The 12,094-nt window shown below is 61.4% G+C and carries 9 protein-coding genes; all 9 read left to right on the forward strand.

The annotated features are described in order from the left end of the window. Positions 1–44 precede the first annotated feature (44 nt). Entirely contained in the window at positions 45–1,142 is a 1,098-nt protein-coding gene (locus LA304_RS07835) for an alcohol dehydrogenase catalytic domain-containing protein (RefSeq protein ID WP_224502584.1), read from the forward strand. 130 nt (positions 1,143–1,272) lie between these two features. Further along, positions 1,273–2,529: a sugar ABC transporter substrate-binding protein gene (locus LA304_RS07840; RefSeq protein ID WP_224502585.1), complete on the forward strand. Its 1,257-nt coding sequence runs from the start codon at positions 1,273–1,275 to the stop codon at positions 2,527–2,529. Positions 2,530–2,543: 14 nt separating this feature from the next. Further along, positions 2,544–4,067, forward strand: a complete 1,524-nt coding sequence (locus LA304_RS07845) for a sugar ABC transporter ATP-binding protein (RefSeq protein ID WP_224502586.1) — start codon at positions 2,544–2,546, stop codon at positions 4,065–4,067. Between the two features lie 18 nt (positions 4,068–4,085). After that, positions 4,086–5,075, forward strand: a complete 990-nt coding sequence (locus tag LA304_RS07850) for an ABC transporter permease (protein WP_224502587.1) — start codon at positions 4,086–4,088, stop codon at positions 5,073–5,075. Between the two features lie 31 nt (positions 5,076–5,106). Next, positions 5,107–6,090: an ABC transporter permease gene (locus tag LA304_RS07855; protein WP_224502588.1), complete on the forward strand. Its 984-nt coding sequence runs from the start codon at positions 5,107–5,109 to the stop codon at positions 6,088–6,090. 55 nt (positions 6,091–6,145) lie between these two features. Next, on the forward strand, positions 6,146–7,210 hold the full coding sequence (locus LA304_RS07860) for a sugar ABC transporter substrate-binding protein (protein WP_224502589.1): 1,065 nt from the start codon (positions 6,146–6,148) through the stop codon (positions 7,208–7,210). A gap of 63 nt (positions 7,211–7,273) precedes the next feature. Beyond that, complete coding sequence (locus LA304_RS07865; protein WP_224502590.1) at positions 7,274–9,421, forward strand: ABC transporter permease; 2,148 nt, start codon at positions 7,274–7,276, stop codon at positions 9,419–9,421. Then, a complete protein-coding gene (locus LA304_RS07870) occupies positions 9,418–10,506 on the forward strand; it encodes an SMP-30/gluconolactonase/LRE family protein (RefSeq protein WP_224502591.1) in 1,089 nt (362 codons plus the stop codon). Before LA304_RS07865 ends, LA304_RS07870 begins: the two co-directional genes overlap by 4 nt. After that, complete coding sequence (locus LA304_RS07875) at positions 10,503–12,038, forward strand: sugar ABC transporter ATP-binding protein (RefSeq protein ID WP_224502592.1); 1,536 nt, start codon at positions 10,503–10,505, stop codon at positions 12,036–12,038. The genes LA304_RS07870 and LA304_RS07875 overlap by 4 nt, the downstream gene beginning before the upstream one ends. Positions 12,039–12,094 lie beyond the last annotated feature (56 nt).

Consider the following 12,094-nt stretch of genomic DNA (forward strand, 5'->3'; position numbering starts at 1 on the left):
CCGCGTCTGTGGCCCGCTTCTTTCCCGATATTTGAGGTTCACAAATGGCTCATATTCACACGTCGATCCCGAAAACCATGAAAGCTGCGGTCATGACCGCGAAACGTGCGCCTCTTGAGGTGCAAACCGTCCCCGTGCCGGAAATCGGTGAGGACGAAGCCCTCGTTAAAATCATCGCCTCCGGCATCTGCCGCAGCGACTGGCACCTGTGGAACGGTGATTGGGGCTGGTTTGCGGAACTGCCGCTGCCTGCCGTGCTCGGTCACGAAATCGGCGCGGAAGTGGTGGCCGTCGGCTCCGGCGTGCGCAACGTCAAAGTTGGCCAGCGCGTCACGATCCCGTTCAACCTCGCCTGTGGTCACTGCCCGTATTGCCACACCGGTTCGCAGAACCTCTGCGACAACCTGATGGTGCCGCTCTTTGTGCCGGGTGGCGGTGGCTGGGGCGAATACGCCCGTGTGCCGACGGCGGATATGAACTGTATTGCCCTGCCGGATGAGGTGGATGCGCTCTCTGCGGCGGCGCTCGGCTGTCGCTACATGACCGCGTGGCGCGCCGTGCGTGACCGCGCGCACGTGACGGCGGGCGAGTTTGTGGCCGTGATCGGCTGCGGTGGCGTGGGTCTTGCCGCGATTGAAATCGCGAGCGCCATGGGCGGTCTCGTGATCGCGGTGGACATCGACGACGCGAAACTCACCGAGGCCAAAAAGAACGGCGCAATCCACACGATTTCGGTGAAGGGTCTGAGCCCCGAGGAGAGCGTCGCTAAGATTCAGGAAGTGGCCGGCGGTCTCGGGCCGCATGTGTCCATCGACGCCTTGGGCGGGAGCCGCACGGCGCTTCCCGCCGTGAACTGTCTGCGCAAGGGCGGTCGTTTTATCCAGGTGGGTCTCACGGGTGCAGAGGACGAGGGCAAGGTCAACTTCCCTGCCGATGACATCGTGAACAAGGAAATCTCCGTCATTGGCAGCCTCGGCAACCCGCAATCCACGTTCCCCGAACTGCTCAACATGGTCGCCGCTGGCCGGTTGAAGCCCGGGGCGCTCGTCAGTCGTGAGGTGAACATCTCCGAGGTCAGCGGTGTGCTGACCGAAATGGATAACTTCGCGACCTCTGGATACGTGCTCATCACCTCGTTCTGAGCCGAGACATCGGGCCCCGGCACCCCAGCCGCAGGGGTGTCGGTGTCCGTCGGCGGGGCGTCCCGTCGATCAAAAACATGCGGTACCCGACAGGATCGCAGCGATCCGAAACATCGAATGGGAGGACACCATGGAAGATAAAGAGCTCAAGATCGTGAAGACGGCCTTGGCAATGCCCGAGGGCATGCAGCGTCGGACATTCCTGAAACTGGCGAGTGCGGCGGGCATCTCGATGGCGATGACGCCGGCGATGACCCGTCTGGCCGAAGCCGCCGACATCATGCGCCCGACGCTCGCCAGCACGAGCTACAACCGCGCCATCGACTTTTTCCGTATCTGGGAGGACGGATTTAACGGGGCCAACGGGGCGTTCGAGACGGACCCGAAATACTACTATTCCGAATTTGACATTTCCCGCACCCTGTCCCAGATCCGCAGCATGCCGGCCGCTGGTGTCAAAGGTCTCGCCGGTGTGATTACGCCGACGGGTGCGATCCCGCAGGTCTCGCGTCTGTGTGCCGAGAACGACATCATGTTCACCCCGACATGGGATACGCCGGATTGGTGGAGTCCGGTGGACGAAGGCGATCACGTTGTGTCCCTCGTCACGCTCGACTCTGTCCGCGATGGCTACGAAGTGGCAAAGCTCCTGTTCGACAGCATCGGCGGCGAAGGCAAGGTTGTGCATATCAAGGGCCTTCCGGCGCCGACCGACACCTACCGCACCCTTGGTCTCATGAAAGCGGCCGAAGAGTATCCGGGCATCGAAATCGTTGGCGGTCTGCGCGCGGACTGGGACCGCGACAAGGCGCGGCAGGTCATGCTCTCCATGTTTGCCGCTCATCCGGACATGAAGGCCGTCTTCGCCCAATCTGACGACATGGCCTTTGGCGTCATCAGTGCGCTGCGCGAGCGTGGCATGAAGGACGTGAAAGTTGCGGGTGTTGTGGGTCTGCCGGAAGGCATCCAAGAGGTGCAGAAGGGCGACTACTTCGTCGCCACCGCAACCAACGTCCCGACCTACATGGCAGGTCTGTGTAGCACCCTGTTGTTCGATGCGATCAACGGTTGGAAACCGACGCTCGGCGAGCGGATGCTCTACGTAGGGTCCGTCATGGTGACGCAGGAGAACGCGCAGACCATGCTCGATAAAATCTATGGCGAAGGCGATAGCTTTGACTGGGCGAAAATGAGCCGCACGCTCAATCCGGAAGACTGGGATCCGCAATACGAAGTGCGCTCCATCGATCCGGACCAGCTTTATGCGAGTGCGGAGACCGAGCGCAAACTGAACCCTGTCTATGACGGTGCCGCCGCGGCCGGAGAGTTCTCCAAAGTCGATGCGCTCTATGCCGAGCACTACAAGACCGGCCCCCTGAAATCCTGATTGAGGTGAAAGCGATGTCGCATCCGCCCGCATTGAAGCTCAGCAATATCTGCAAGCGATACGGCCCCGTTACGGCGCTCCATTCTGTCGATCTCACGCTCAACAAGCATGAGATCCTCGGGTTGGTCGGCGAGAACGGGGCAGGGAAATCGACCATGATTTCCGTCATCAACGGCACTGTGCGCCCGACCGAGGGCACACTTGCGGTCAACGGTGAGGAATTCACCTTTGGTCACACCGCCGAAGCCGGGCGGGTGGGCGTCGCCACCGTGTTTCAGGAACAAGGTCTGATCGGCAATCTGCCGGTCTATGAAAACATCCTGCTCGGGCGCGAGAGTGAATTCTCGCGCCTCGGCATCCGCAACCGCGCGGCGATGGTGCGTTTGACCCAGGAGGTGCTCGACGATCTCGGTCTCGACATCAGCCCGTATGCGATCACCGGCAACCTGACCTTCGGTCAGCGCCAGTTGGTCGAGATCGCCAAGGCCTTTGCCCTCGGCCGCATCTATCCGGTTGATCCCATTATCCTGCTCGACGAGCCGACGAGTGCGCTCTCGGACAAGGAAACGCAGATTTTCTTTGATCTCATTCGCAAATGGCGCGGCAAGGCGTCGATCATATTTATCTCTCACCACCTGTCCGACGTGTTCGAGGTCTGCGACTCTGTTGTCGCCCTGCGCGACGGGACGGTGAATGGTCGCTGGCCCATCGAAGAGGCCACGCCCGACATCCTGCACGAAGCCATCGTGGGCCGCAAAAGATCGGCGGGCTATTACAAGGAAACCGAGCAGCGCGAAGAGCTCGGCGAAGTGGTTCTTGACGTGCAGGACGTGTCCATTCCGGGCGAAATCCATGACATCACCTTTGAGGTGCGCGCCGGTGAAATCGTCGGCGTGGCGGGGGTGCTCGGGTCCGGCAAAACGGATCTGGGCAAGGTCATCACAGGCGAGAAACGTCAGGGCACGGGCAGCGTGCGCGTCAATGGCGTCACCCTCAAACCCGGCTCGCGCGCTTCGGCGCTTGAGGCAGATGTCGGCTCCATCCCGTCGGAACGCAATGTCGCCGGTGTGATCGGGATGCATTCGATCGAATGGAACCTGACGCTCCCCGCGCTCAAGAATTTCAAAATGGGCAATACGCCGTTTCTGTCGAGCAAGGCACAGGCCGAAACGACCGACTGGTGGATCGACCGGCTCAAGGTCAAAACCCCGAGCCGCGCTGTCCTCATCAGCAACATGTCTGGCGGCAACGCGCAGAAGGTCGTGTTCGCGAAATGGCTCGCCCGCGGGGTGAAGGTCTTTGTCCTCGACGATCCGTGTCGCGGTCTCGATGTGGGCGCGAAAGAGGAGATTTACATCCTGCTGCGCGAACTGGCCCGCGAAGGCGTCGCCATCGTGCTGATCTCCGACAACCTGCCGGAAGTCATCGGATTGTCGAACCGCATTCTCGTGCTGCGCTCCGGAATTATCTCGGCGGAAATTCCCGCCCCCATCCATAGCAAACCGAGCGAAACGTCCGTCGTTTCCCGAATGGTCTAACCGAATAGGAAATCACCCATGTCTGTTACACAATCCGGGACCCCCGCGCCCGCGTCGAAATTCTCAACCTGGTTCTTCGCCAACACCGCCACGATCTATCCGCTTTTGGTGATCCTCGCGCTGGTGGTCATGTTCGCGATCATGAACCCGTATTTCGCGACGTTTAACAATTTCACCAACATCGGGCGGCAATCCTCGGTGCTGTTGATCGTGGCGCTCGCCGGAACGATGGTGATCATGATCGGGTCCATTGACCTGTCGGTCGGCTCCACCGTGACGCTCGCCGGTGTCCTTGCGGCGATGGCGATGGACACAGTCGGACCCGTTGGCGCGGTGTTCGCTGGTGTCGGTGTCGGCGCATTCATTGGCCTGATCAACGGCGGCATCATGTTGACGCTGAAGGTGCCCTCGTTCCTCGTGACGCTCGGGATGCTCTCGATCCTGACAGGGATCACCAACACGATCTGTAACGGTCAGTCGATCCTCTTCAACGACCTGTCGCTGAACAGCTTTGTGAACTCCAGCCCGATCTTCGGCATTCCGAACATCATCTTCATCGCGCTCATCACCGCCGCGATCCTCGTGTTCATGTCCTTCAAAACCGTCGTCGGGCGTCACCTCTTTGCCATCGGCGGCGGGGAAATCGTCGCGGCGAACGCAGGCGTGCCGGTGAACCGCACGAAGATCTACGCTTTTATGCTCTGTGGCGGTCTTGCTGGGCTCGGCGGCGTGGTTCTCGCGGCGCAGGTGGGCGCAGGCTCTCCGACCGGTATCCCGACCATACTGCTCGACTCCATCGCAGCCATCGTGATGGGCGGCACCGCCCTGTCGGGTGGCGTCGGCGGCCCGCAGCGCACCATTCTCGGCGCGATGGTCATCGCCATCCTGTCCAACGGCATGGATGTGACCGGTGTGAGCAGCTTCACCCAACAGATCGTCAAAGGTGCCGTGATCATCCTCGCCGTCGCGTCGACCATCGACCGTCGCAAGTATCCGTTCATCAAGTGACGGCCCGTCTCAATCCATTGAGGTCAACTAAATGAGTGTGAAATCAAGCATCGGTCGCTTGGATCAGGAAAAGGTCGTGCTTGTGATTTCCGCGGCCATGTTCCTGATCTTCGCGATGACCCTGAACGGTTTTGCGACCATTCCGAACATCCTCTCCCTGTTCCAGAGCGTGTCTATCATCGGCGCTCTGGGATTGGGGATGGCAATTGTGATCATCGGGCGTGGCATTGACCTGTCGATGATTGCGGTGATGGTCATGCCGGTGGCGTGGTCGTTCATGCAGATCGCGGACGGGATGCCGGTCTCTATGGCCTTCGGCTTTGCGATCCTAATCGCTGTGGGGCTCGGGCTTTTGAACGGCTGGCTCGTGGCCTTCGTAGAAGTGCCTTCGATCTTTGCGACGCTTGCCACAGGCATGATCCTCTTCGGCGGCATGCAGTATATCAAAGTGCAGAGCGACATCATTCAGCTCCCGCCCGTCCTCGAATGGTTCAACACCGTCATGACGCGCACCACGCTCGGCGTGCCGAACTCGATGGTTTTCCTGCTCGTCTTGTCCGCGATTGTGTGGCTGTTCCTGCGCTTTACGCGGCAGGGGCGGTTCATCTACGCGATCGGCGACAACCCGATGGCGGCGCGGACGACGGGTCTGCCGGTGCGCCAGATCGTGGTGCTGCAATACGTGCTCGCCGCTGTGCTCGCGCTCTTCGTGGGCAATGTTCTCGCGGCGATGGTGGATAGCGCCAACACGCGGCTGTTCTATTCCAACATGATGTATGACGTGATCCTTGTTGTTGTGCTCGGCGGTGTCGGGCTCGGCGGTGGCAAGGGTCGCATTTCCAACGTCCTCGCCGGAACCGCCCTGATCGGCATTCTGGTGAACGGCATGACGATCCTGGACGTGAGCTACATGGTCCAGAATTTGGTCAAGGCGTCCGTGCTGCTTTTGGCACTCGTCGTGGACAGCCTGATCAACCCCAGAGACGAACAAACATCGCAACAAGGGGACATTTGATCGACCGGACCGGAGGAGTCCGGCGACAAGCCAAATCTCAATAGTGGAGGAAGAGATGAACATTCAAAAAGCAGGTGCGCGCACGCGCCTCGGTGCATGGGGCGGCAAACTCGGCGCAGCCGTGCTGACCGCCGCAGCGCTCTCGATCACCGCGACCGCAGGTGTCGCCGAGGAGCGCAGCTACGACGACGGGTTGCTCAACAGCTATTACGAAGCTGCCAAAGGCAAGACCGTGGCCTTCGTGCCGATCGCGATGAGCTTTGACATCACCCAGGGCTACGCCGCGGGGATGCAGCGTCAGGCCGACAAACTCGGCTACGAACTGGTCATCCGTGACCCGAACTTTAGCGTGGAGCAGGCCGTGCAGGCCATTGACCAGCTCATCGTTGAAAAGCCGGACGTGATCATCGCGCACCCGCTCGATGCGGCGGCGTTCAACCGTCTCGCGATCAAGGCGCAGAAGGCGGGCATTTACTGGATCTGGGCGAACCTCAAGGGCGGTCCGAACGGCGACGGATACGTTGGCGGCAACCACTACGAAACCGGTGTCGTGGAAACCCGTCTTGCCGCAGAGGCCTGTGCCGACAGCGAGTCCAAGAAGATCGCGCTGATTACTGCCCCGCCGACCAACTCCGTGACCATCGCGTCCAACGCAGGCATTCAGGACGAGTTGAAAAACCACCCCGATCTCAAAGTGGTGGCCACCCAATCCGCTGACTCCGACGCTGGCAAGGCCCGCGCGATTGCGAGCACGGTTCTCAAACAGCACCCTGATCTCTGCGCCATCATCGGCCAGTGGGACGGCACCGACATCGCGATCCCGTCCGCAGTCGAAGAGGCCGGTCTGACCGGCAAAGTGGCCGTGATCACCCAAGGTGGCGGCAGCAAGGCGACGGCCTGTGACAAGGTCGCAGACGGCTCTTTCTACGCCTTCGTGAGCTACGATGTCGGCGCGCAGACGCAGGACCTCAACAACCTGATCCTGCAACTCCTGCAGGCCAAGCCGGAACCGGCGAGCCAGCCTGTCGCGCTCTACATGAATCCGAAGGTGCTCACCAAGGACTCGCTTGCCTACACCTCGTGCTGGACGGTCGAAGACCTCTCCCGCCCGCTTGATTGATCCCTAGAGCCGGCCGCCGCCGCCCGGTGGCGGCTGTGCCTTTTGGAGCGCTGAAAATACGCCATGTCCGACACCTATTCCAATGATCGCCCGGGCACGTGGACCCGGCTCCGGTATCGCCTGATCCCTGATCACGCCATCGGTGAAATCCTGTCAAAACCATGGATCGACACCGCCATTCCGGTCCTGTTCCTGTTGATGCTCGCCGGGTTTTTCAGCGTCGTTTCGCCGGAATTCTTTCTACCTGCCAACCTGAACAACCTCTCCCGTATCCTCGGCGAGAACATGTTGCTTGCGATCGGGCTTGCCATCGTCGTGATCGGCGGCGGGATCGACCTGAGCGTCGGGTCTATTTTCGCGCTCTGTAACTTCGTGGCGCTTGCGCTCATCTTCCATTTTCAGGTCCACGTGGCCCTCGTGTTCCCGCTCGTCGTGCTCTGTGGGGCGTTGTGCGGAGCGTTCAACGGTTTACTGATTGGCTATCTGCGCCTCCGCGCGTTTCTCTCGACGCTCGTGACGCTCATCATCATCCGCGCGATTGTTGAAATTCTCGCGCTGAACTACGCCTCGACGATCATGAGCAGCTATGATGCGAACGGATGGGATCTTCTCGACTTCGTCGCGGACGGCTCTGTCTTTGGCCTGCCGTCGAGCTTTATCTTCGCCCTCATCGTCGCTGTCATCGCGCATATCTTCATGACGCGGATGCGGATGGGGTGGCATATCCTCGCTGTGGGTGGCGCGCGTCGCTCTGCGTTCAACGTGGGGATCAAGGTCCGCTTTACCGTCTTTATGACCTACGTCATCTCCGGCGCGCTCGCCGGTGCGGCGGCCTATTTCTACGCCGCGCGTCTCAATGCGGCGGGGAACCAGACGGGTCTCGGCCTCGAACTCATCGTGATCACCGGCGTCGTGCTCGGCGGTGTGAGCCTCGGCGGGGGTCGTGGCTCCATCACCAAGGCGATGATCGGCACCATCATTGTCGTGTCCATCGTCAACGGCTTGCTGCGCCTCGGTCTCGCGAGCGGCGGCAGCACCGCGATCCTCGGGATCATCCTGCTTTTGGCTGTGGTCGTCGACATCCGCTGGAACAAGAACCGCCTCAAAGTACTCAACCGCGCCTATGTGTCGCCGACGCTCGTTGAAATGGACGAGATGCCGAGCATTGAAGAGGGATCGACCTCTCCCTACGCCCGCAATGCCGCCCTCAAAGACGCGCGGCCCATTGGCCTTGGCGTGCTCGACGGGCCGGAGGACATGGTGCTCGACGATGAGGGCAACCTCTTCGCCGGTTCGCGCGAAGGCGATATCTTCCGCTTCTTCGGCCCTGACTTCACCCGTCATGAGCTTTACGCGCATATCGGGGGGCGTCCGCTCGGCGTGCAGGTGGATCGCGATGGCTCTATCGTGGTCTGTGTGGCTGGTATGGGTCTCTACCGCGTGACGAAAGAGCGCGAGGTTGTGCCGCTCTCGGTGCGCACGAACCGCTCCTTCTTCTCTGTGCTCGACGACTCCCGTGTGCGGATGGCGGACGATCTCGACATTGCGCCGGATGGCCGGATTTTCTTCTCCGACCCGACGACGCGTTATGAGATCAGCGGCTGGCTCACCGATGCGCTCGAAGGGCGCGGGAACGGGCGACTGTTGTGCTACGACCCGAAAGACGGGCGCACCAAGACGGTGCTCAAGAACCTCGTCTTCGCCAACGGCATCTGTCTCATGAACGACGGCGACTCTGTCCTCGTCGCGGAAACATGGGCCGCGCGCATCCGTCGCTACTGGATTTCCGGTCCGAAGGCTGGGCAGGACGAGGTGTTCCTCGACAATCTCCCCGGCTATCCGGACAACATCAACCGCGCCTCGGACGGCACCTATTGGGCCGCGCTGGTGGGGGTTCGCTCTCCGTCGTTCGATTTGGCCCTCAACATGCCGAAGTTCCGCAAACGCATGATCAGCCGCGTTGCACCCGACAACTGGATCATGCCGAACTCCAACCATGGCTGTGTGATCAAGTTCGACGACGACGCCAAGATCGTCGGCTCGCTCTGGGACAGTCCGGACGGCAGCCACCCGCAGGTGACGTCGATCCGCGAACATAAGGGCAAGCTCTATCTCGGCGGCGTGTTCAACAACCGTGTGGGCGAGATCGATCTGCCGGACGCAGATCAGGAGTGGACGGGCTACACATCCTATTGGGGGACCAAAGCATGATCGGCGCTGTGACCAGAATGTGGGATGCCATCCGCGGGACAGGGGATGCGGCGCTGACCGTGCCTGCGATGGACGGGGCCTTTATGGCCGACACCGCCATCGAGACGGCCGATGTGCTCTATGCCTGCGCGGAGCCCGATAACCTCGTGGCGACCTCTTCGGGCGTGGTATTCTCCACCGGCGGGACAATCCTGCGGGTAGAGCAGGGCGGTGCGCCTGTGGTGGTTGAAGAGGGCGATGCCTCTGTGACCGCCTTGGCTGCGCTGTCCGACGGGCGGGTGATTGTCGCGCGCTCGGGCGCGGCGCCGTATATCCTCGGGGAAGTCGGTCAGGCCCCGCTCTTTCCCGACACCAAGGGGATGACAGGCGACATCACGGCGCTCACGGTGCTGCCCGACGGGCGGGTCGCCGCGACCATCGGCGCGGAGGGGTTGGCAGAGGCCGACTGGCCCCGCGACTTTCTCAAGCGCGGGTCCACGGGCTCCGTCTGGGTCGGACTGCCGGGGCAGGCGGCGCAGCGTGTCGCAAAGGATCTCGCCTATCCGAACGGCGTTGTGGCGGATGATGACGGTGCGCTCGTCGTGTCGCTGGCGTGGCGCTGCGCGCTCGTGCGGGTGCGGACGGGTAAGGCGCCTGAGACGCTCTTGAGCAACCTGCCGGGCTATCCGGCGCGGATCACGCGGTCTGCGTCAGGGGGCTATTGGCTCTCGCTTTTCGCGCCGCGCAACCAGTTCATCGAATTCGTCCTGCGCGAACCGGCCTACGTGCGCCGGATGATTGCAGAGGTCGATCCGCGCTACTGGGTCACGCCGCGTCTCAGTCCCGAAATCGGGCCGCTTGATCCGATGTTGGAGGGCTGCACCAAGAAAGGGTCGGAAATCAAACCCTGGGCGCCGTCGTTGTCCTACGGCATGGTCGCGCATTTGCGGCCTGATTTTCATCCCGATAGCAGCGTCCAGAGCCGCGCCAACGGGCATCGCCACGGCATCCGCAGCGCCGTCGAGGCAGACGGCACGCTCTATATCGCAAGCCGCGGCGGAAACGTCATCGTCACGCTGCCGACCGCACAGGAGACTGTCCAATGAACGCGATGAACATGCCGCTCGGTGGCCAAGAGACGACGACCGGCCCGCTGGTCAAAATGAAGGGGATCACCAAGGAGTATCACGGTGTGCCTGCGGTGAAGAACGTGGATTTCACGCTCGAACGCGGAGAGGTCCATGCGCTCTTGGGCGAAAACGGTGCGGGGAAATCGACGCTGACAAAGATGCTGTCGGGTGTGACGAACCCCACCCACGGCGTGATCGAGGTGGACGGAAAAGAAGTGCGGATCGGATCTCCGTCGGATGCGCGCGATCTCGGCATCGTCATGGTCTATCAGGAGACGAGCCTCGTGTCCTCCATGAGCGTGGGGCAAAACCTGTTTCTCGGCGATGAGGCGCGGTTCAATAAGCTGCGCGATCTCTACATTCAGGCGCAGGTGATCCTGCACTCGCTCAATTTCGACGTGAACCCGTGGGATCAGGTCGACACCTTGGGCGCGGCGCAGAAACAGATGGTCGAGATCGCGCGCGCCGTCCGTCAGAACGCGCGTGTCATCATCTTTGACGAACCGACCGCAACCCTGACACCAGAGGAGCGTGCGCATTTCTTTTCTCTCATCGGGCGTCTGCGCAATCAGGGCGTCACCATCGTCTTCATCACCCACGCGCTCGAAGAGGCGCTCAATGTCTCCGACCGGATCACCATCCTGCGGGATGGCGAGATCGTCACCTCGGACGTCACATCCAACTTCACGCAGGACTCCATCGTGCGCGACATGGTGGGGCGTGATCTGACCGAGGAACTCTATGGTCACGTTGAAAAGCGGGAGGCCCGTCAAGCCAAAGGCGAGGTTCTGAGCGTCGAGAACCTGTCGCTGGGGAGTATCGTGCGCAACAACTCCTTCACGATCTACGGGGGACAAATCACCGGCTTTTTCGGTCTCGTCGGCTCCGGTCGGACCGAGGCGGCGAAGATCGTGTCGGGTGTGCTCAAGCGCAACTTCTTCCACGGGGGCACGGTGCGTCTCGGCGGGAAACCCGTGCGCTACCGTGTGCCGCTTCAGGCGATGCGCGACGGGATCGTCTATGTGACCGAGGACCGCAAGATTGAGGGCTTCTTTGAAACCATGTCGATCGGGGAGAACCTGCACATCGCCGACCTCGCGGCCTCACCCGAAAAAGGGTCCGTCATCCGCATGAGCGAGGCGAAGGAACTGTTCAAGGTCTGGAAAGAAAAGCTCTCGATCCGCGCCATGAGCGCAGAGGCGAAGGTGCTCGAACTGTCGGGTGGCAACCAGCAGAAGGTCGTGATCGCGAAATCGCTTTTGCAAAAGCCGAAGCTCATCATCTTTGACGAGCCGACGCGCGGTGTGGACGTGGGGGCGATTGCGGAGATTCACAAGATCATCAACGAACTCGCGGATAGCGGGATGGCCGTCGTCGTGATCTCTTCCTACCTGCCGGAAATCCAGCACCTCTCCGACCGCATTCTCGTGAACCGCGGCGGGCGGGTCGTGGCGGAGTTTCCGCGCGGGGCGACCGACGACGAGATCATGTTCGCCTCTGTCCACTAGGTCGCGACCGAAGACACGAAAAAACCCCCGGCTGATCCTGTCGGCCGGGGGTTTTC

The sequence above is a fragment of the Celeribacter litoreus genome (genome assembly GCF_020165855.1).
Classification (GTDB): Bacteria; Pseudomonadota; Alphaproteobacteria; order Rhodobacterales; family Rhodobacteraceae; genus Celeribacter; species Celeribacter litoreus.